The organism is Variovorax sp. IB41 (assembly GCF_016405905.1).
GTDB lineage: Bacteria > Pseudomonadota > Gammaproteobacteria > Burkholderiales > Burkholderiaceae_C > Variovorax.
On the sequence record NZ_JAEFCB010000003.1, the window covers coordinates 1 to 18,886 of the forward strand.

The window sequence follows — 18,886 nt, forward strand, 5'->3', positions numbered from 1 at the left end:
TGCCAACACCACCACCGGCCTGCCCTTCACGCTGAAGCTCGCGCGGCGCGGCATCACGGTGCCGGTCGCTGCCGACCAGACCGCCGTCGATGCGCTGCACGAAGTGGGCATCGACATTCCCGTCTCGTGCCAGCAGGGCCTGTGCGGCACCTGCGTGGTCGAGGGCGACGGCGAAGCCGCGGAGCACCGCGACTTCTGCCTCACGGGCACCGAGCGGCGCAGCAAGGTGGCACTGTGCTGCTCGCGCGCCAAGGGCCTGGAACTGGTGCTGCAGCTGTGAGCGTCGAGGAAGCCGACAGCGAAGCACCGGCCACGCGCGGGCGCTCCCGCAAGTACACGCAGGTGCTGGGCGTCATCTACCAGGCCGCCATCGAGGTGTTCGCGAGCGAGGGCCTGGCCGGCGCCACGACACAGGCCATCGCCGACAAGGCCGGGCTCTCCAAGGCGCAGCTGCACTACTACATCGACAGCAAGGAGGCGCTCTACCGGCTGGTGCTGCAGGACATCCTCAACGACTGGATCGTGGTGTTCGGTTTCAGCGACGAGGCCTTCGGGCCGCGCAAGGTACTGAGCGATCTGATCCACCGCAAGATGGTCTTCTCGTTCCAGCACCCGCTGCGCTCGCGCATCTTCACCGCCGAGATGATGCGCGGCGCGCCGGTGCTCAACACGATGATGGACACGAGCAAGGCGCGCACCGACCAGGCGGCTGCGGTGATCCAGAACTGGATGAACCAGGGGCTGATGGACGAGGCCGATCCGATGCTGGTGCTGTTCCACATCTGGGCGGTGACGCAGTTCTACGCGGACCACGCGACGCAGGCCGCGTACTTCCGCAACGTCGCGCAGGACGGCGACGACAAGGACCGGCGCTACCTGATCGCGCAGGTGACGGAGTTCCTGCTGAAGGGGGCGGGGGTCAAGTAGCCGGCCGGGGCCTGTCCTCTCCCCATCCATTCACACCGAGCCCCATCCGTTCACGCTGAGCTTGTCGAAGCGCTGCGCAAGGCTTCGACAAGCTCAGCCCGAACGGGAGGGAATCGTGTCCATCATCCGTTCACGCTGAGCCTGTCGAAGCGCCGCGCAAGGCTTCGACAGGCTCAGCCCGAACGGTTCTTCGCAGATGGCCCGCTCACCGCTTCTGCGGCAGATACATCGTCGCTTCGACTTCCACCAGCACCTCGTCCCCCGGCAGGAAGCGCGACACCTCGACCACCGTGCTCACCGGCGGCTCGCCCGGATAGAAGAGCCCGCGCACGCGGTTGTAGAACGCGTAGTGCGGCAGATGGCGGAAGTACTGCACCAGCTTGACCACATCGTCCATCGTGCCGCCATGCTCTCCAGCGATCTGGCGGATGCGCTCCAGCACGAACCAGCTCTGCGCGACGATGGCGGCTTCGAACACATCGACCGACATCTGGCCGGTGGCGTAGCCCACGCCCTGCAATGCAGTGCGGGCTTCTTCGGGGATGTCGTCGTAGCCCGCGACCGCGCGGCGCTTGGCCGGATCGACCGCGACCACGCCGCTCATGAAGACGAAATCGCCGACGCGTTTCGCGGCGGCGTAGTTGGCCATTGGCTTGCCCATGCTCATTTAGTTTTCTCCAGAATTCGACCGGCACGGATGACCGTGCGTTCGCGCCCACGCGCACCGACCAGCTCATGCTCGTCGGTCGCCGCCAGCAGCACCAGGTCCGCGGGGCAGCCCGGCGCGATGCGGCCGTCCCACGCGAGGCCGAGCGCCTTCGCGGGGCTGACGGTGATCGCATCGAGCCAGTCGCCCGCGGGCGCGAGGTGCGCCATCTGCACGCCCAGGCCGAAGGTCTCCAGAAGATCGTAGCTGCCGTAGGGATAGAAGGCATCCTGCACGTTGTCCGTGGCCAGGCTCGCACGCAAGCCCCGTGCCGCCGCCTCGTGGATGCGCGTGATGCCGCGCGGCACGGGCGTGCGGTCCCAGGCGCCTTGCAGGTAGAGGTTGGTGGTCGGCAGCGCGACGATGTGCAGGCCTGCCCCGGCGCAGAGCGCGAGCGTTTCGTTGGCGACCGCGTCGTCCTGCACCGAGAGCGAGCAGCAGTGGCCGCAGACGACGCCCCGCTTGAAGTCTCGCGCGCGCACCAGTTGGGCGATGCTGCGAAGGCCCGTGGCGTCGGCATCGAGCCCTTCGTCCACATGGAAGTCGAGTGCGAGGCCGTGCTGCTGCGCGAGGTCGAACACGCGGCCCAGCTTGTGGACGATGCCTTCGTTGCGGTAGACGAACGCGCCGAGCACGCCACCCGCGCGCTTCACTTCGCTGGCGATACGCTCGCCGGCCGCGAGGTCCGCGAACACGTCGAGCGGGGTGAGCGAGACGAACTGCAGCTCGACGCGGCCGCGCCATTCCTCCCGCAGCGCCTCGAACACGGCCAGCGCGGCCGGCGGCTCGGGCTGCACCCAGTCGATGTGCGTGCGCAGCGCGCGCGTGCCCGATTGCCAGGCGTCGTGCAGCGCGCGTTCCATGCGCAGGCGCAGCGTTTCGCCGGTCCAGCCGGCGCGGTGTTTCTCCATGCGCTCGATGGCCGCGAACAGGTTGCCCTGCGCCGCGCCCACCTCCTGCACCGTGTAGTTCTTGTCGATGTGCGCGTGGGCCTCGACCAGCGCGCTCAACAGCGTGCCGCGCGCCTGCGTCTGCGAGGCGCTGGGCGCGATGGCCGCGACCCTGTCGCCATCGAGCGTGACGTCGAAGACCTGCGCATCGCCCGCCGCGAAGCCGCGCAGCGGCGCCGGAATGCGCAGCGCCTGGAGCTTCATGCGCGCTGCTGCAATGCGCGCAGCCAAGCCAGGCCCGCGGACGTGCCGCCGGGTTCGGCGCCGCGCTTGGGCCGGTACTCGCAACCGACCCAGCCCTGCCAGCCACTTTGCTTCGACACCTCGTCGATCACGTCGAAGAGATAGCCGTAGTTCTGCTCGCCGATGTCGGGCTCGTGGCGCTCGGGCACGCCGGCGATCTGCAGGTGGCCGACGCGGCCGGCGGGCAGGTACTTGCGGATCTTCATCGCCACGTCGCCCTCGACGATCTGGCAGTGGTACAGGTCCATCTGCACCTTGAGGTTGGGCGCGCCGACAGTCTCGACGATCTCGTGCGCGTGGTCCTGGCGGTTGAGAAAGAAGCCGGGAATATCGCGCGTGTTGATCGGCTCGATCAGCACGTCGCAGCCCGCCTTCGCGGCTTCCTCGGCGGCCCAGCGCAGGTTGTCGAGGTACACGGGCTGCACCGCATCGCGCTGCAGGTCCGCGGGCACGAGGCCGGCCATGACGTGGATGCGCGGGCAGTCGAGCGCCACGGCGTAGTCGATGGCTTTCGCGATGCCGTCGCGGAACTCGGCGTCGCGCCCGGGCAGGCACGCCAGGCCGCGTTCGCCGCCCTCCCAGTCGCCGGGCGGGCCGTTGAAGAGCACCTGCTGCAGGCCGTTGTGCTTCAGGCGCGCGACGATGTCTTCCTTCGCGAAGGCGTAGGGGAAGAGGTACTCGACGGCCTTGAAGCCGTCTTTGGCGGCGGCATCGAAACGGTCGAGGAAATCGAGCTCGGGATAGAGCATCGAGAGGTTGGCGGCGAATTGGGGCATGGCTTGTTTCTCTTGCTTCTGTCACCAGCGCGCACCGAAGGTGGTGCGCAGTTCATCGATCTGTTGGGCATCCAGCGGCGCGGGCCTCGCGGCGCTCGTGAGCATCTGGAGCCTGGCGGTTTCCTCGAGTTCCTCGAGCACGGCCATGGCGGCGGCCGGCGTCTCGTGCCACACGTTGGGGCCGAGGCGCTCCAGCATCACGGCGCGGAGGGGCGTGCCCGCCGCACCGAAGTGTTCGATGGCTTGCGCCACCAGTTCTGCTGCCTCGGGCGCACCGGGGCGGTGGTACGGAATGAGCGGCACGTGGCCGACCTTCATCACGAAGTACGGCGTGAGCGCGGGCAGCAGTTCGTCGCCCGATGCGTTCAGCGTGAGCGCGACGCAATGGGTGCTGTGCGTATGGATCACGCAGGCCGTCTGCGCGTCGAACCTGCGCGCGGCCGCGTAGATGCGCGTGTGCAGCGCGATGGTCTTGCTGGCGCGGTCGCCGCCGGTCTGCTTGCCATCGGCATCGAGCCGCGCGAGCCGCGCCGGATCGAGAAACCCGAGGCACGCATCGGTCGGCGTGATGAGGAAACCATCGTCCAGCCGCACGCTGATGTTGCCCGCCGTCGCATGCACGTAGCCGCGCTCGAACAGGCTGCGGCCGACGCGGCAGATTTCTTCGCGTGCTTGGTTCTCGGTCATGCCAGCACTGTAAAGGCCTTGGTGAAGAAATCGTCGCCGCCGAAGTTGCCGGACTTGAGCGCGATGTGCACGCCCGCGCCACCAGCGGCCTTGGCGGCCTCGGCGCGCGCGTGGCACCACGGCACGCCGGGGTCGATCTGCGGGCCGATCTGCATCTGCGCGATGCCCAGCGCCTGCACGCACGCGCCCGAGGTTTCGCCACCCGCGACGACCAGCTGGCGCACGCCCTGGTCGACCAGGCCGCGCGCGATGGCGGCGATGGTGCGCTCGACCATCGCGCCGGCCTCTTCCACACCGAGTTGGCCCTGCACCGACTTCACGGCGCCGGCCTCGGCGGTGGAATAGACCAGCACCGGTTGCTTGCCGACCAGCGGCGCGGCCCATGCCAGCGCTTCGGCCGCGACATCGACGCCCGCCGCGATGCGCAGCGGATCGATCGCCAATGCCGCGCCGCCGCGCTGGATGAAGTCGAGCACCTGCCGGTTGGTGGCGAGAGAACAGCTGCCCGACACGATGGCGCGCAGCCCGCTCGCCGCCGGCAACGCGCTGGCCTGCGAAGAAGGCGCGAGCCCGAAGTTGGCGGGCAGCCCGATGGCCACGCCCGAGCCGGCGGTGACCAGCGGCATCGTCGCGAGCGCCGGGCCGAGGCGCAGCAGATCGTCGTTCGACACCGCATCGACGATGGCAATCGACACGCCCTCGCCTTTCAGTTGCGCGATGCGCTCGGTGATGGCCGCGTCGCCGCGCGCCACCACCGTGTGATCGATGAGCCCCACCTTGCGCGTGCACTGCGCCTGCAGCACGCGCACGAGGTTCGCATCGGTCATCGGCGTGAGCGGATGGTTCTGCATGCCGCTCTCGTTGAGCAGCACGTCGCCCGCGAACAGGTAGCCCTTGAAGACGGTGCGCTTGTTGTCGGGGAAGGCGGGCGTGGCGATGGTGAAGTCGCATTGCAGCGCGTCCATCAGCGCCTCGGTGACGGGGCCGATGTTGCCTTGCGGCGTGCTGTCGAAAGTGGAGCAGTACTTGAAGTAGATCTGCCGCGCGCCCTGCGCCTGCAGCCAGCGCAGCGCGTCGAGCGATTGCGCGATGGCCTCGGCCGGCGCGATGGTGCGCGACTTGAGCGCGACCACCACGGCATCGACATCCGCATCGAGCGGCGTGGTGGGCACGCCGATGGCCTGCACCACGCGCATGCCTGCGCGCACGAGGTTGTTGGCGAGGTCGGTCGCGCCGGTGAAATCGTCGGCGATGCAGCCGAGCACTAGCTTGCCCATGGGTCAGTCCTTGGTGGCAATGGAGAGGACAGGCAGTTTCACCGCCTGCGGGTTCTCGCGCACGTAATCGCGCAGGATGGCGTCGAAGCTCGCATCCGCCGCGAGGCCCAGCGCCCCGGCGCGCGCGGCGTGGATGCGGCTCGGCCAGCTGGTGACGATCCTGGCGACCTGCGCGTCGGGCGTCCAGTCGATCAAACCCGTGGCGTCCTTGCCCGCGAGGCGCTCGAGCGCATCGGCCATCTCGCGCACCGTGGTGGTCAGCGCGGGCAGGTTGATGGCGGTGCGCGCGCCCCATTCGGCCGCGCTCGCGGTGGCGGCGCGCACGAGGCCCGCGACGGTGTTGCCGGGCGAGGCCAGCGCGACCGGCGTTTCAGGCGCGACCGGGCAGCGTGCGCGCTCGCCGGCCAGTGGTTCGCGCAGCATGCCGCTCAGGAAGCTGGAGGCCGCGCCGTTGGGGCGGCCGGGGCGCACGGACACCGTCATGAGCCGCACGTTGCGGCCCTGCACGAAGCCCTTGCGCGTGAAGTCGGCCACCAGCTGCTCGCCGATGAACTTCTGGATGCCGTAGCTGTTCTGCGGCGTCGGCAGCGTCGTGTCCTCGATCACCGCGGGCAGGCGCTGCTCGGGCGAATCGCCGAACACCGCCACCGAACTGGAGAACACGAACACCGGCGCATGGCCCGCGCGGCGGCAGGCGTCGAGCAGCGCGCGGGTGGTGTCGAGGTTGCTGCGCATGCCCAGGTCGAAGTCGGCCTCGCATTCGCCGCTCACGGCGGCGGCGAGGTGGAAGACGGCGTCGGTGTCGGCCAGCGGCAGCGCGCCGTTGCCGGCCTGCTCGTACAGGTCGCCCTGCACGAACTGGACGCGCGCGTCGGACGCGAGATCGGCAGGCGGCGGCACGCGGTCGGCCAGCGTGATGCGCGCGATTTCTTTGGCAGCGCCGCCGGCCAGCGCGAGCGGGCCGCCCGCGAGCAGCGTGCGCGCGAGCCGTGCGCCGAGGAAGCCGCAGCCGCCGGTGATGAGGATGTGCATGGTCGGGTGATTCCTTCTTCAGGCTTTCTTGTTCGGGGTGGGCAGTTCGATGCCCGGGAAGATCTTGATGACCGCGCTGTCGTCCTCGCGCGCGAAGCCCGCGGTCGATGCCTGCATGAACATCTGGTGCGCGGTGGACGAGAGCGGCAGCGGAAACTTGCTCGCACGCGCCACGTCGAGCACGAGCCCCAGGTCCTTCACGAAGATGTCGACGGCCGACAGCGGCGTGTAGTCGCCCGCGAGCACGTGCGCCATGCGGTTCTCGAACATCCAGCTGTTGCCCGCGCTGTGCGTGATGACTTCGTAGAGCGCGTCCGGGTCCACCCCTTCGCGCAGGCCCAGCGCCATCGCCTCGGCGGCCGCGGCGATGTGCACGCCGGCCAGCAGCTGGTTGATGACCTTCACCTTGCTGCCCGCACCGGCCGAATCGCCCAGGCGGTAGACCTTGGCGGCCATCGCATCGAGCATGCCGCCGGCCTTCGCATAAGCGGCGGGGGTGCCAGCGGTCATCATCGTCATCTGGCCGCTCGCGGCCTTGGCGGCGCCGCCGGAGATCGGCGCGTCCAGGTACAGGATGCCCTCTGCCGCCAGCCGCGCCTCGAGCGCGACCGACCAGTTCGGATCGACGGTGGAGCACATCACGAAGAGGCTGCCGGGCTTCATCGACGCCGCGCAGCCGGGCGTGGTGCCGTCGCCGAAGAGCACCGACTCGGTCTGCGCCGCGTTGACGACGACGCTGACCACGATGTCGCATTGCGCGCCGAGCGCGGCCAGCGTGTTGCATGCCGTGCCGCCGTCGCGCGCGAAGGCCTCGGCCACGCCCGGGCGCACGTCGAACACATGCGGCGCATGGCCCGCGCGGCGCAGCGATTGCGCCATGCCGCTGCCCATGGCGCCCAGGCCCACGAGGCCGACGACGGGGGTGTTGTCTTGGTTCATTGGCTCGGGCTCCATCGGGTTTTTTGAAAGGTTGGACAACACGCAATTTGAAGTTCAGGAATTTCCGCGAGGACCGGCTTTGCAGGCGCTGCTCCGGGGAGGAAATTCGCGGAGCGACTCCGGTGCGCAGGGCGCAGAAAGGAGGCAAATGCAGGGAAGCGAGGTCGCGTGCCGGCATCCCGTTCGGTTCTCTCGATTTGTCGGGTCATCATACAAGTTGAGACCCCATTCGTTCAGCCGGGGCAAACCCGCAGGGAACACTTCGCTCCCCCTGCTGGCTCACGGGCCGGCCTTCGCGCAGCACCGAATTGCGCGCCGTAAATGCGAGCCCGCGCCGCATCTCACGCCCCGTGAAGGCCGGTCCGCGTGGCGTGCAGCAGGTTTCAGGAATGCGAGTAGACCAATGCGAGCCTGCGCTCGTATTCTTTCGACACCCGAATCATTCAACGATGTGACTGGAGATCGAACGCATGGAAACCCAATTCAAGGACCGCCCTCATTCCCGCGAGGCGGGCACTGCCTGAACACGCCGATGCTGTACACGACTGCCCTGATGATCCACACCGGCGCGACGCTCGCGGCGATTCTTTCGTTCATGGCCGGCGAGCTGCTTTTTGCCATGGCCCGGAAAGGCCGATGGCGGCCCGCGAGGATGGCGCTGCGCGCCGGCCGCTCCGCGCACTTGCTGCTCAACCTGGGGGTGCTCGCCGGCATCGTCCTGGTGTTCCTCGGTGGCTGGCCGCTGTGGACACCGTGGCTGCTCGCGGCATTCGCCGTCATCGCCGTTGCCATGGCGGTGCGGCACGGATTCGTCGCCCCCTGGGAGTTGCGGGTCGAATCGGCGCTCGGCGGCGAGGCTTCGGTTGCGCAGATCGGAGCGTTCGCGAGCGAAAAGTTTGCCCTCGCTGCGCGCGTGAGCGTGATCGCCCTCTTCGGCGTCGTCGCGGCCTTGATGACGATGAAGCCGGGCTTGCCGCTCCTGTTCGGCGGTTGATCCCGCCGCCCACGCGCGAGGCCCGCACGGATCGATGGACCCGTGCGGGCCGCAGCCGCTAGCATGAGCGACGGCCCGCATTTTTTCATTCGTCTTCAGGAACGCCGACATGCCACGCAAGGCCATCACCCGACCCCGAAAGCACGCCACGCAGGAGCGCTCCAGAGTGACCGTCGATGCGCTGGTCGAAGCAACGGCCCGCATCCTGGTGAAGGAAGGTTTCGACAAGGCCAGCACCAACCGGATCGCCGAGGCGGCGGGCGTCAGCGTCGGCTCGCTCTACCAGTACTTCCCGAGCAAGGAGGCGCTCGTGGCGGCCGTCATCGAACGCCACAACGAGGAGATCGCGCAGCTCGTGCGCGGTGCCATGGCGGAGGTCGCCACGCAGCCGGTGGCCAAGGCGGTGCGCAGGCTCGTTGCGGTGGCCATCGAGGCGCACCGCATCGATCCCAAGCTGCACCGCGCCCTCGCCGAGCAGATTCCGCACACGGGCCGCTTCGAGAACGCGGTGGGCCTCGTTCGCGAGAGCCACTCCTTCTTCGTCGGCTATCTCGAAGCCCATCGCGATGAGCTTCGCGTGACCGACCTCGAGCTGGCCGCCTTCATGTGCGTGACGGCCATCGAAGCGCTGGCGCACACCGCGGTGCTGCACCGCGCGGAGATGCTGTCGGACAAGGCATTGAAGAAGCTCACCGACGAGACCACGCGCTTCGTGGTCGGCTACCTTCAATAGGCGTTCGCCCGGGAGGGCTCGGCTTCGAGAAAGTCCGTGATGCCATCGCGGCTCGGCGTGATGTCCCTCAGTTGCAGAAGGGCCCCGGCATTGCCCCGGTGGTAGCTGCCGTGCAGGCACACATGCAGGATGATTTCGCCGCGCGTCATGCGCGCGGGCTTTCCGCTGGTGAAGACGAAGTCGACCGGCTCGTCGGCATCGCCGGCCGCGAGGCCGTCCACGTAGGCGACGTACCAGTCGTCGATTTCGCGGGTGCCGCTCGCGAGCGCGCCGATCTCGGGCAGTTCTTCGGAGCGTGCCGCCCGGAACGTGTGGGGCAACCCTTGCAGGTGGTGCTGGAAGATCCGGTCGACCGCATGCATGTGGTCGAGAACGCGCCGCATGAGGACAGCGTCCTGCGGACTCAGTTTCCCGAGATTGCGGTCCGCGGCTTCGTAGAGGCCGCGATCGGCCCAGCGCTTCATGGCGACCAGCTGCGCGTAAGGGTGCGCAGCGCCGGCGGTTGCGTGCATGCGCTGTGTGGATGCGATTTTCTCGACGCTCATGGTGACTCCTGTTCGTTGTGTCGTCAGGAAAATAATATGAGCGGAGACTCGCTTTAGATACTCGCATTCGGGCCGCGCCCACGCGCAGTCTCTCGACTGAGAGAACGCGGCGATCGTCTTTTCACAACTCGCATTTCGCCCGGAGAAGAAGGCCGCAACCGACGCGCCAGCGGCGCGCCGGAGGAGCTCAAGAGGCGGTGCCGAGTGCGTAGCGCGCGGCCCGCGCGATGCTCGCCGCGTCCACGCTGAAGAACGCGCGCAGCGCGGCGCGCGTGTCGCTGCGCCCGAACCCGTCGGTGCCGAGCGTGAGGTAACGGCGGCCTTCGGGGAGGAAGGCGCGCACGCTCTCGGGCACGGCGCGCACGTAGTCGGTGGCGGCGACGATCGGCGCCTTGCCCTTGCCCAGCTGCTGCGCGATGAATGCCTCGCCGGCTTCTTCGCCCGCGATGGCGCGCTGCTCGCATGCAAGACCATCGCGCGCGAGCTCGCTCCAGCTGGTGACGCTGAACACCTCGGCCTCGATGCCTTCGTCGGCCAGCAGCTGCGCGGCCTTCACGACCTCGGTGAGGATCGCGCCCGAGCCCATCAGCGTGACCTTCTGCTTGGCCTTGCCGGAACCCGATGCGGCGGGCGCATAGGTGCCGAAGCGATAGCACCCGCGCAGGATGTCGGCTTCCGCGCCCGCGGGCACATCGGGCTGCGCGTAGTTCTCGTTCATGAGCGTGACGTAATAGAAAACGTCCTTCTGCTCGACCATCATTTCGCGGATGCCCGCATCGACGATCACCGCCATCTCGCCCGCATAAGCCGGATCGTAGGCCTTGCAGTTCGGAATGGTCGCGGCCACGAGGTGGCTGCTGCCGTCCTGGTGCTGCAGGCCTTCGCCGCCGAGCGTGGTGCGGCCCGACGTGGCGCCCAGCAGGAAGCCGCGCGCGCGCTGATCGGCCGCGGCCCAGATCGCATCGCCCACGCGCTGGAAACCGAACATCGAGTAGTAGATGTAGAACGGCAGCATCGCCAGGCCATGCACGCTGTAGCTGGTGGCCGCGGCCGTCCAGCTCGCGATGGCGCCGGCTTCGCTGATGCCCTCTTCGAGGATCTGCCCGTCGGTGGCTTCGCGGTAGCTCAGCACCGAGCCGATGTCTTCGGGCGCATAGCGCTGGCCCACGCTCGAATAGATGCCCACCTGCTTGAAGAGATTCGCCATGCCGAAGGTGCGCGCCTCGTCGGCCACGATGGGCACGATGCGCGGGCCCAGGGCCTTGTCCTTCATGAGGTTGCCCAGCATGCGCACGAACGCCATGGTGGTGCTCATCTCCTTGCCGGCCGCGGCCGTGGCGAACTGCGCGTAGCCCGCGATGTCGGGCTTGGGCACCACGTCGCACGCGGTCTCGCGGCGCGGCATGGCGCCGCCGAGCGCTTCGCGGTGCTGGCGCAGATAGCGCATCTCGGCACTGTCTTCGGCCGGGCGGTAGAAGTCCATCGCGGTGGCCTGCGCGTCGGTGAGCGGCAGGTTGAAGCGGTCGCGGAATTCGAGGAGGTCCACGTCGCCCATCTTCTTGTGCGAGTGCGTGGTCATCTTGCCCTGCGCGGCGCTGCCCATGCCGTAGCCCTTCTTGGTGTGGGCGAGGATCACGGTGGGCTGGCCCTTGTGCTTGGCGGCCGCCGCATAGGCGGCGTGGATCTTCACGAGGTCGTGGCCGCCGCGCTTCAAGCGATCGATCTGCTCGTCGGTCATGCCTTCGGCCAGGCGCGCGAGTTCGGGGTTCTGGCCGAAGAAATTGTCGCGGTTGAAGCGGCCGTCCTTCGCGGCGAAGGTCTGCATCTGGCCGTCGACGGTGTTGGCGAACACGCGGGCGAGCGCACCGCTCACGTCCTGCGCGAAGAGGCCATCCCAGTCGCTGCCCCATACGAGCTTGACGACGTTCCAGCCTGCCCCCGCGAAGAGCTTTTCGAGTTCGTCGATGATGCGGCCGTTGCCGCGCACCGGGCCGTCCAGGCGCTGCAGGTTGCAGTTGACGACCCACACGAGGTTGTCGAGTTTTTCGCGCGCGGCGAGCGTGAGCGCGCTCATCGATTCGGGCTCGTCCATCTCGCCGTCGCCGAACACGCCCCACACCTTGCGGCCCTCGCAGTTCAGGAGGTTGCGGTGCGTGAGGTAGCGCATGAAGCGCGCGTGGTAGATCGAGCTGATGGGGCCAATGCCCATCGAGCCGGTGGGGAACTGCCAGAAGTCCGGCATCAGGTACGGATGCGGATAGCTGCTCAGGCCCCGCGCGCCGCGGCCTTGCGTGAAGGCCGGCGCGGTGAGTTCCTGGCGGTAGTGCGCGAGGTCTTCTTCGCTCAGGCGCCCTTCGAGGAACGCGCGCGCATAGACCCCTGGCGCGCTGTGCGGCTGGAAGAACACGAGGTCGCCGCGGTGCTGCTCGCTGCGCGCATGGAAGAAGTGATTGAAGCCCGTCTCGAACAGGTCGGCCGCGCTCGCGTAGCTGGCGATGTGGCCGCCGAGTTCGCCATAGGCCTGGTTGGCCTTGGCCACCATCGCGAGCGCGTTCCAGCGCATCAGCGACGCCAGGCGCTCTTCCACCGCGAGGTCGCCGGGGAACGGCGGCTGGTCTTCGGCGGCGATGGTGTTGACGTACGGCGTGGCCAGCTCGGGCTGCCAGCCGATGCGCTGCTGGCGCGCCACGCGGGCCAGTTCGACCAGCATCTGTCGCGCGCGCTGCGGGCCGTGCGTCTGCGCGAGCGCGAGGAAGGCGTCGCGCCATTCGGCGGTCTCTGCGGGATCGGGGTCGTGCGACATGGGGCTGTCGAGCAACAGGGCGCGCATCTGGTCGGCGGAAATCGGGGCGTTCATGACGGCACTTTAAGCCGACATGCGGAAAATTAGCTACCGGCGCACGCAAGCCCACGCGGGCATCGCAGCATAAAATTCCGCCATCTTTTGATTTCGAAGCATTTCATGCAACTCGATGCCATCGACCTGCGCATTCTCGACGAGCTGCAACGCGACGGCGCGCTGTCGAACGTGGAGCTCGCGCGCCGCGTGCATCTCTCGCCCTCGCCATGCCTGGCGCGCGTGAAGGTGCTCGAAGCGAACGGCGTGATCGACCGCTACGTGGCGCTCGCGAGCGCGAAGGCGCTGGGCCTCGGGCTCAACGTGTTCATCTCGATCAGCCTCACGACGCAGAGCAAGCAGTCGCTGGCCGACTTCGAGCAGCGCATCGCCGAGCACGACGAGGTGATGGAGTGCTACCTGATGACGGGCGACAGCGACTACCTCATCCGCATCGCCGTGGCCGACATGGCGGCGCTGGAGCGGTTCATCATGGAACAGCTCACGCCGATTCCGGGCATCGAGAAGATCCGCTCGAGCTTTGCGCTCAAGCAGGTCAGATACAAAACGGCGCTGCCGTTGCCAGCAGCGCCGTCCTGAAATCCGGGCCAGCCCGAAGGCCGGCTTACTTCTTGAGCTTCGGCTGGATCGGGTCGGCCGTGAGGTAGCCGACGACGGCGCTGAAGCCGTCCTTGTAGTTGGTCTTGATGAGCGGGCCGACCGCGTCCTTCACGCCCTGCACCGTGGTGCCGATGAATTCGCCCGCGTGCTGGAAGTTGCTCATGATGTACGTCCAGCCGTTGATCTCGTCCACGGCATGCAGGCCCGTGCACTCGGCGCCGGCCGGGGTCGAGAGGATGCGGCTGAGCTTCTTCGTGTCGACGTTGTAGGCCCACAGGAAGTTGTTCACGTGGTTGCCGCTGTCTTCGCCGATGAAGAGAGTGCGCATCTTTTCCGAGAACTTGATGTTGTCGGGGCTGGCGATCTTGTCGGGGTTGGCGGTGTTGCCCAGGGCGTCGGCGGCGATGTCCTCGCCCACGATCAGCGCCTTGGTCGAGAAGGGCACCCAGTCGCTGTTGATCGCGGTGCCGCCGATGTCCTTCTTGCCGCCGGCCATCGAATGGGCCAGCACGCCGCCGGCCTTCAGGAGCTTGTCGAGCGAGACGTTCATCTCCGCGCGCCAGGCCTTGCCGTTCTTGACCATCGAGTCCTGGATGTTGGCCAGCGCCGAGTAGGCGACCTTGTCCTTGGCGTTGACGGTGGTGCCTTCCATCTTGGTGAAGGCCATGCTGGCGCCCACGAGGTTGGCGTAGCGGTGCGTCTCCAGGAAGGCAGCGGCCTTCTCCATGCCGGGCACGAGCTTGACCCACTGCGCGACGCCGTCGGCGAAGATCTTCGTGTAGCTCGCATCGAGCGGGTCGGCGAACTTCACATCCATGATGTCGGTCGGGGCGATGGTGTTGGCCAGCGTCTCGATCTCGGCGCTGGTGGCGTGGCCCAGCTTGATCCAGGTGAGCTCGGCGCCAGCGGCGGCCGGGTCGATCGAGAAGCCGGTGCCCACCTTGGCGACGTACAGCGTGCCGGCCGAGAGGTCCTTCTCCTTGTCGGCCACGAACATGAAGAGGCCGCCGTTGGTGTAGTCGTCGCCCATGAGCGCCGTGCGGTTGTCGGGCATCACCTGGATCAGCTCGTGCGAGATGCGCCCGAGGCAATAGTGCTTCTTGACGCTGCCGGTGCCGTCCGGGTTCACGGTGACTTCAGGCAGGTGGCCGTAGTGGTAGGCGCGGGCCGCGGTCTCGCTGCCGAACACGTTCTTGCTGTAGGCCTTGAACTGCGCGTTGGTCGAGGCGGTGAAGGCATCGGGCTCGTACTCTTCGCTGGAGAGGTGCGTGCCCCAGGGCGAGAGGCTCGCGCCGCAGGTGATCCACAGGCCGTGGGCGCTGGACATGTCCACGTTGTGGTACTTCACCAGGCTCAGCTTGCCGGTGGCCTGGTCCTGGTCGAGCGTGAGCACGGCGATCGGCGAGGGCAGCTGGCCGTAGGTGCTGTCGCCCTTCTGGTTCTTGGTCGTGTATTCGAACTGGACCACGGCGAACACCGGCTTGCCCTTGACGCCGGGCACGCTGGCGTTGGGCAGGCTCAAGAGCGAGCTGCCGTCGGGTGCGTCCGAGAAGAACTGGCGCTCCTTGCCGACCACGGAGGCGTCGACGATCGGCTTGTTGTTGATGTCGACGTAGCCGCCGGCGAGCACCTTGCCGCCGTTGCCGTCGGACACCATGTCGCCGGTCAGGAAGAAGGGCTGGTAGGCCAGCTTGTATTCGGTGGAGCTGCCGTTGTCGAACGACACCTTGAGCGTGGAGCCCACGGTGGTGGTGGCCATGGCGGCGGCGTCGGTGAGCGACGGTGCGGCCATGCTGCTGAATTCGGCCGAGACGAAGTTGACGGCGGGCGTCGGTGCGGGCGGTGCCGGCGGGGGCGCAGGCGGCAGCACGATGGGCGGGAAGGCCTGGCCGCCGCCGCCACCGCCGCCGCAGGCGGTGAGGAAGGCGACGCCGCCCAGCGGCAGCATCGGGGCCGCGCCCAGCAGTTTGAGGGCGTGGCGGCGGGAGGCCGTGGGGGCCTTGGTGGAATCAGTCATTTTGTTTTCCGCAGATCGTGGGGTGGTTGCGGTGAGGCCAAAAGTCAGCCTCCCGTCAGACCGTGGACCTTAAGAGGCGCCCGTGACGAATCTGTGCATCGCCCATGACAGAACGATGACGCCGCGCCCTGAAAGCGCTCGCCGGCGGAAAAAGGAAAACGGCGCGGCTTATTTCGGCCAGAGCGCCCACAGGCGCAGCGGCTGGTTCATGCTCGCGGCCAGCCGGCCCGCATCGGGGCCTGTGCCTGCGAAGTAATCGGCGCGCACCGCGCCGAGGATCGCGCTGCCGGTGTCCTGCGCCACCACCAGCTTCTGCAGCTGCGCCGCCGGCCCGCTCGAGGCGAGCCACACCGGCGTGCCGTACGGAATGCTGTCGCGATCGACCGCGATCGAGCGCCCCGCCGTGAGCGGCACGCCCTGCGCGCCGCGCGGGCCGAAGGCGGCGTCCACCTCGCTCATCGTTTCCTCGCGGAAGAACACGTAGCGCGGATTGCTCCACAAAAGCTGCGACACGCGCTGCGGGTTCTGCACGGCCCAGGCCTTGGTGTCGTCGGGCCACTTGCCCACCTTGCTCACGCCCTGGCTCATGAGCCATTGCTGCACGCTGCGGTAGGGCTGCTCGTTGGTGGCCGAGAAGGCCACGCGCACGGTGTGCTGGTAGCCGTTGGCCTCGGTGATGCGCAGGCGCCCGGAGCCCTGGATGTGCAGCATCAGCGCATCGATGGGGTCGGCCATCCACGCGATCTCGCGGCCGCGCAGGGCGGCTTGCGCTTCGGGCAGCGTCTCGATTTCCTGGCGCGTGTACCAGGGGCGCTTGGGCACGAGGCCATCGGGCGCCTGGTAGAGCGGCACGCTGAAGGTGGCGTTCGGCACGCGCGAGGCTTCGTACACCGGCTCGTAGTAGCTGGTGAGCTTGCCTTCGCTCTGGCCCGCGAGCGATTCGACGCGGTAGGGCTGCAGCCGGTCGGTCATCCACTGGCGCTGCTCTTCGGGCGTGGCGATGGCCAGCTGGCGCACCTCGCGGCACAGCGGCGCGAAGGCGGCGTTGGGGCGCGCGCAGTTGGCCAGGAGCGCGATCCAGGCTTCGTGCAGCGGGTCTTCGCCGAAGCCCGGAAGCTCCGCCCAGCCGACGGGCACCCAGCGGCTCTTGGGGTGCGCGAGCGATCCGGTGAGCGGTCCGAGCTCGCGCGGCGGGGTGGCGGCGGGGCGGGTGGGGGCGTCGGGCACGCGGGGGCCGACGGAACAGCCGGCAAGCGTTGCTACGATCGCAAGCCCGACCAGCCACTGGAGTCCATTTCTCATGGGTTTGATTCTGCTTGAAGCCCTCGCCGCGGGACTCGTGTTCATCTTGATCATCTGGTGGACCATGTTTTCCGGCCGCAGCAAGGGCGAATTGCACGACGACGCCGAGCCCGAAGCCGACCGCGCCGCCGATGATCGGGACCCGCCGCCGAAAGCGTGAATTGCTTGTGTAGCCGCAGGCCGCGCGCGCATGTCGGAGAAGCACCTTGTCGCTATTACTTTAGTAGCAATCATCGCAGCAAACATGCGGAACGGCGAAGGTTTTCTTATTTTCCGTAGGGCCTTGAGCCCGTACCATCGCGTACTCTCCCGGGGCTAAGCTCTGGCCCGCTTGATTCAACATCGAAAGGGATCGCCATGAAAAAGTTCGTACTCGCCACCTGCGCCACCGCCATCGTCCTGTCCGGCTGCGCCGGCGGCATGACCGACACGCAACGCAACACCGGCATCGGTGCCGGCATCGGCGCATTGGGCGGCGCCGCCATCGGCTCGGCCACCGGCGGCAACCGCGGTGCCATCGGCACGGGCGCGGTGGTCGGCGCGGCAGCCGGCGCGCTCGGCGGCTACCTGTGGTCGCAGCGCATGGAAAACCAGAAGCGCCAGATGGAAGCCGCCACGCAGGGCACCGGCGTGGCCGTCACGCAAACGCAGAACAACGAGCTGAAGCTGGCCATTCCGAGCGACGTGTCGTTCGACGTGGGCCGCGCCAACATCAAGCCGAACTTCGCGCCGGTGCTCGACCAGTTCGCGAGCGGCCTGCGCAACAACCCGAACGCCGAGGTGCGCATCATCGGCCACACCGACAGCACCGGCTCGGACGCCATCAACAACCCGCTGTCGGTCGACCGTGCCACCAGCACGCGCGACTACCTGGTTGCACGCGGCGTGAACGCGGCGGCCTTCCGCATCGAAGGCCGCGGCTCGCACGAGCCGGTGGCCGACAACAACTCCGACGCCGGCCGCGCGCAGAACCGCCGCGTCGAAATCTACGTGGGTGAGCGCGGCCCGCGCGGCTGAGGCCCATCCACCGGGGAAACCGGCCGCGTCGAACGGCCGGTTCCCCTCACCGTTTTTTCAATGGTCCATTAGAGGGAAATCTCATGAGGAAGCTTCTTGTCTCGGGTGCAGCAGCAGCGGCTGCGTTGATGTTCATTGCAGGTTGCGCTTCGCAGTCCGCACCGCCGCCGGCACCCGCGCCGGCCGCACAGCCGGCACCGCCCGCCAACAGCTGGACCGCGCGCCTGGCAGCCCTGAAGACCGACCTGGAAGCCTCCACCAAGGGCACGGGCGTGGTGATCGAGCAGACCGCCGACAACCAGCTGCACGTGGTGATTCCGAATGAGCTCTCGTTCGACACGGGCCGCGCCAACGTCAAGCGCAACCTCGCGCAGGTGCTCGACAAGGTCGCCGAAGGCCTGAAGACCGCCACCGCCGCCAGCGTGCGCGTGGTCGGCCACACCGACAACACCGGCAGCGAAGAAGGCAACGAGCGCCTCTCGGTGAGCCGTGCCGACAGCGTGCGCAACCACCTGGTGGGCCGCGGCGTGTCGACCACCGCCATCACGACCGACGGCCGCGGCTCGCGCGAACCGCTGGCCGACAACGGCACGCCCGCTGGCCGTGCCCAGAACCGCCGCGTCGAGATCTTCGTCGCGGAAAAGGCCTGATCTCCTAGAGATCCCGAAGTCGGTTCGCCAATTCGACGGCCGACTTCACTTCCATCTTCTCGAACACGCGCGCGCGGTGGACTTCCACCGTGCGCACGCTGATGGCCAGCTGGTCGGCGATCAGCTTGTTCGGCAGTCCCTCGACCACGAGCCGCATCACGTCGCGCTCGCGGTCCGTGAGTTCGGCAATGCGCCCGGCAAGACCGCGGCGCACGCTCTGCACCTCCAGCGCCCGCAGCGACGCACCGAGCGCCTGCTCGATGCGGTCGACCAGCGCGTTGTCGGAGAACGGTTTCTCGCAGAAATCGAAGGCACCGCGCTTGACGGCATCGACCGCCGTCGGCACGTCCGCATGGCCGGTGAGGAAGATCACCGGCATCGCGTCCAGCAGGCCGCGCTCGGCCAGGCGGTCGAACAGCACGAGCCCGCTGGTGCCGGGCATGCGCACGTCCAGCAGCAGGCAGCGCGGCTGATCGGGCAGCGGGCCCTGCGCCAGCAGCTGCTCGAACGCCTCGGCGCTGCCGAAATGCTCGCTGGCCAGGCGCCGCGAGCGCAGCAGCCAGGCCAGCGCCTCGCGCACGCTGGCGTCGTCGTCGACGATATAGATGAGTCCATCGATCAGCGGTTGCATATC

General features: G+C 68.1%; 20 protein-coding genes. 8 read left to right on the forward strand and 12 right to left on the reverse strand.

All coding sequences use genetic code 11. The features are described from left to right. Both JC881_RS08620 and JC881_RS08625 read left to right on the forward strand, forming a co-directional pair. The coding region (locus JC881_RS08620) for a 2Fe-2S iron-sulfur cluster-binding protein (protein ID WP_198785313.1) at positions 1-280 on the forward strand (280 nt) is incomplete at its 5' end. Then, the gene (locus JC881_RS08625) at positions 277-927 is read left to right on the forward strand and encodes a TetR family transcriptional regulator C-terminal domain-containing protein (RefSeq protein WP_198785314.1); all 651 of its coding nucleotides are present in this window, start codon (positions 277-279) and stop codon (positions 925-927) included. The genes JC881_RS08620 and JC881_RS08625, both read left to right, overlap by 4 nt. Before the next feature lie 205 nt (positions 928-1,132). Here the strand turns inward: JC881_RS08625 and JC881_RS08630 are convergent, their stop codons facing one another. From JC881_RS08630 to ltnD, 7 genes are read right to left on the reverse strand one after another with little or no spacing between them, the layout of a single operon-like run. After that, positions 1,133-1,594, reverse strand: a complete 462-nt coding sequence (locus tag JC881_RS08630; RefSeq protein ID WP_198785315.1) for a RidA family protein — start codon at positions 1,592-1,594, stop codon at positions 1,133-1,135. Next, complete coding sequence (locus tag JC881_RS08635; RefSeq protein ID WP_198785316.1) at positions 1,591-2,787, reverse strand: amidohydrolase family protein; 1,197 nt, start codon at positions 2,785-2,787, stop codon at positions 1,591-1,593. The genes JC881_RS08630 and JC881_RS08635 overlap by 4 nt, the downstream gene beginning before the upstream one ends. Further along, on the reverse strand, positions 2,784-3,602 hold the full coding sequence (gene otnI / locus JC881_RS08640; RefSeq protein ID WP_198785317.1) for a 2-oxo-tetronate isomerase: 819 nt from the start codon (positions 3,600-3,602) through the stop codon (positions 2,784-2,786). Before otnI ends, JC881_RS08635 begins: the two co-directional genes overlap by 4 nt. A 21-nt stretch (positions 3,603-3,623) precedes the next feature. Beyond that, complete coding sequence (locus JC881_RS08645) at positions 3,624-4,289, reverse strand: class II aldolase/adducin family protein (protein WP_198785318.1); 666 nt, start codon at positions 4,287-4,289, stop codon at positions 3,624-3,626. After that, positions 4,286-5,566 (reverse strand): 3-oxo-tetronate kinase, encoded by a 1,281-nt coding sequence (gene otnK, locus JC881_RS08650; RefSeq protein ID WP_198785319.1) that lies wholly within the window; start codon positions 5,564-5,566, stop codon positions 4,286-4,288. Before otnK ends, JC881_RS08645 begins: the two co-directional genes overlap by 4 nt. 3 nt (positions 5,567-5,569) lie before the next feature. Continuing rightward, positions 5,570-6,598, reverse strand: coding sequence for a D-erythronate dehydrogenase (gene denD / locus JC881_RS08655; protein WP_198785320.1), 1,029 nt, complete (start codon positions 6,596-6,598; stop codon positions 5,570-5,572). Between the two features lie 18 nt (positions 6,599-6,616). Further along, entirely contained in the window at positions 6,617-7,537 is a 921-nt protein-coding gene (ltnD, locus tag JC881_RS08660) for an L-threonate dehydrogenase (RefSeq protein WP_198785321.1), read from the reverse strand. Between the two features lie 532 nt (positions 7,538-8,069). On the opposite strand from ltnD, the gene JC881_RS08665 reads away from it, so the two are divergent. Both JC881_RS08665 and JC881_RS08670 read left to right on the forward strand, forming a co-directional pair. Beyond that, positions 8,070-8,531, forward strand: coding sequence for a hypothetical protein (locus tag JC881_RS08665; protein WP_198785322.1), 462 nt, complete (start codon positions 8,070-8,072; stop codon positions 8,529-8,531). A gap of 109 nt (positions 8,532-8,640) precedes the next feature. Then, entirely contained in the window at positions 8,641-9,264 is a 624-nt protein-coding gene (locus JC881_RS08670; protein ID WP_198785323.1) for a TetR/AcrR family transcriptional regulator, read from the forward strand. Here the strand turns inward: JC881_RS08670 and JC881_RS08675 are convergent. Beyond that, the gene (locus JC881_RS08675; RefSeq protein WP_233101667.1) at positions 9,258-9,809 is read right to left on the reverse strand and encodes a DinB family protein; all 552 of its coding nucleotides are present in this window, start codon (positions 9,807-9,809) and stop codon (positions 9,258-9,260) included. The two genes, JC881_RS08670 and JC881_RS08675, sit on opposite strands and share 7 nt — an antisense overlap. A gap of 187 nt (positions 9,810-9,996) precedes the next feature. Further along, positions 9,997-12,666, reverse strand: coding sequence for an alpha-ketoglutarate dehydrogenase (mdeB, locus tag JC881_RS08680; RefSeq protein ID WP_198785324.1), 2,670 nt, complete (start codon positions 12,664-12,666; stop codon positions 9,997-9,999). A gap of 105 nt (positions 12,667-12,771) precedes the next feature. Between mdeB and JC881_RS08685 the strand changes: the two genes are divergently transcribed. Beyond that, a complete protein-coding gene (locus JC881_RS08685; RefSeq protein ID WP_176661269.1) occupies positions 12,772-13,245 on the forward strand; it encodes an Lrp/AsnC family transcriptional regulator in 474 nt (157 codons plus the stop codon). Between the two features lie 25 nt (positions 13,246-13,270). On the opposite strand, the gene JC881_RS08690 is transcribed toward JC881_RS08685, so the two are convergent. Next, positions 13,271-15,283 carry a PhoX family protein gene (locus JC881_RS08690; protein ID WP_198785325.1) on the reverse strand — a complete coding sequence of 671 codons (2,013 nt, stop codon included), beginning with the start codon at positions 15,281-15,283 and terminating at the stop codon, positions 13,271-13,273. Positions 15,284-15,451: 168 nt separating this feature from the next. Continuing rightward, a complete protein-coding gene (gene mltA, locus JC881_RS08695; RefSeq protein WP_198785326.1) occupies positions 15,452-16,585 on the reverse strand; it encodes a murein transglycosylase A in 1,134 nt (377 codons plus the stop codon). On the opposite strand from mltA, the gene JC881_RS08700 reads away from it, so the two are divergent. From JC881_RS08700 to JC881_RS08710, 3 genes are all read left to right on the forward strand, one after another. After that, entirely contained in the window at positions 16,584-16,745 is a 162-nt protein-coding gene (locus tag JC881_RS08700) for a hypothetical protein (RefSeq protein ID WP_198785327.1), read from the forward strand. The genes mltA and JC881_RS08700 overlap by 2 nt on opposite strands. A 197-nt stretch (positions 16,746-16,942) precedes the next feature. Next, the gene (locus JC881_RS08705; RefSeq protein ID WP_042577385.1) at positions 16,943-17,602 is read left to right on the forward strand and encodes an OmpA family protein; all 660 of its coding nucleotides are present in this window, start codon (positions 16,943-16,945) and stop codon (positions 17,600-17,602) included. A gap of 83 nt (positions 17,603-17,685) precedes the next feature. Further along, complete coding sequence (locus tag JC881_RS08710) at positions 17,686-18,252, forward strand: OmpA family protein (protein WP_198785328.1); 567 nt, start codon at positions 17,686-17,688, stop codon at positions 18,250-18,252. A gap of 4 nt (positions 18,253-18,256) precedes the next feature. Here JC881_RS08710 and JC881_RS08715 read toward each other — a convergent pair whose 3' ends face one another. Continuing rightward, a complete protein-coding gene (locus tag JC881_RS08715) occupies positions 18,257-18,883 on the reverse strand; it encodes a response regulator transcription factor (RefSeq protein WP_198785329.1) in 627 nt (208 codons plus the stop codon). Between the last annotated feature and the right edge of the window lie 3 nt (positions 18,884-18,886).

Coding starts and splice junctions, on each gene's coding strand:
- mltA (WP_198785326.1), bottom strand. CDS start 16,585: ATGAGAAATGGACTCCAGTGGCTGGTCGGGCTTGCGATCGTAGCAACG.
- JC881_RS08705 (WP_042577385.1), top strand. CDS start 16,943: ATGAAAAAGTTCGTACTCGCCACCTGCGCCACCGCCATCGTCCTGTCC.
- JC881_RS08635 (WP_198785316.1), bottom strand. CDS start 2,787: ATGAAGCTCCAGGCGCTGCGCATTCCGGCGCCGCTGCGCGGCTTCGCG.
- otnK (WP_198785319.1), bottom strand. CDS start 5,566: ATGGGCAAGCTAGTGCTCGGCTGCATCGCCGACGATTTCACCGGCGCG.
- JC881_RS08685 (WP_176661269.1), top strand. CDS start 12,772: ATGCAACTCGATGCCATCGACCTGCGCATTCTCGACGAGCTGCAACGC.
- denD (WP_198785320.1), bottom strand. CDS start 6,598: ATGCACATCCTCATCACCGGCGGCTGCGGCTTCCTCGGCGCACGGCTC.
- otnI (WP_198785317.1), bottom strand. CDS start 3,602: ATGCCCCAATTCGCCGCCAACCTCTCGATGCTCTATCCCGAGCTCGAT.
- JC881_RS08670 (WP_198785323.1), top strand. CDS start 8,641: ATGCCACGCAAGGCCATCACCCGACCCCGAAAGCACGCCACGCAGGAG.
- JC881_RS08690 (WP_198785325.1), bottom strand. CDS start 15,283: ATGACTGATTCCACCAAGGCCCCCACGGCCTCCCGCCGCCACGCCCTC.
- JC881_RS08630 (WP_198785315.1), bottom strand. CDS start 1,594: ATGAGCATGGGCAAGCCAATGGCCAACTACGCCGCCGCGAAACGCGTC.
- JC881_RS08710 (WP_198785328.1), top strand. CDS start 17,686: ATGAGGAAGCTTCTTGTCTCGGGTGCAGCAGCAGCGGCTGCGTTGATG.
- JC881_RS08675 (WP_233101667.1), bottom strand. CDS start 9,809: ATGAGCGTCGAGAAAATCGCATCCACACAGCGCATGCACGCAACCGCC.
- mdeB (WP_198785324.1), bottom strand. CDS start 12,666: ATGAACGCCCCGATTTCCGCCGACCAGATGCGCGCCCTGTTGCTCGAC.
- JC881_RS08700 (WP_198785327.1), top strand. CDS start 16,584: ATGGGTTTGATTCTGCTTGAAGCCCTCGCCGCGGGACTCGTGTTCATC.
- JC881_RS08715 (WP_198785329.1), bottom strand. CDS start 18,883: ATGCAACCGCTGATCGATGGACTCATCTATATCGTCGACGACGACGCC.
- ltnD (WP_198785321.1), bottom strand. CDS start 7,537: ATGAACCAAGACAACACCCCCGTCGTCGGCCTCGTGGGCCTGGGCGCC.
- JC881_RS08645 (WP_198785318.1), bottom strand. CDS start 4,289: ATGACCGAGAACCAAGCACGCGAAGAAATCTGCCGCGTCGGCCGCAGC.
- JC881_RS08665 (WP_198785322.1), top strand. CDS start 8,070: ATGCTGTACACGACTGCCCTGATGATCCACACCGGCGCGACGCTCGCG.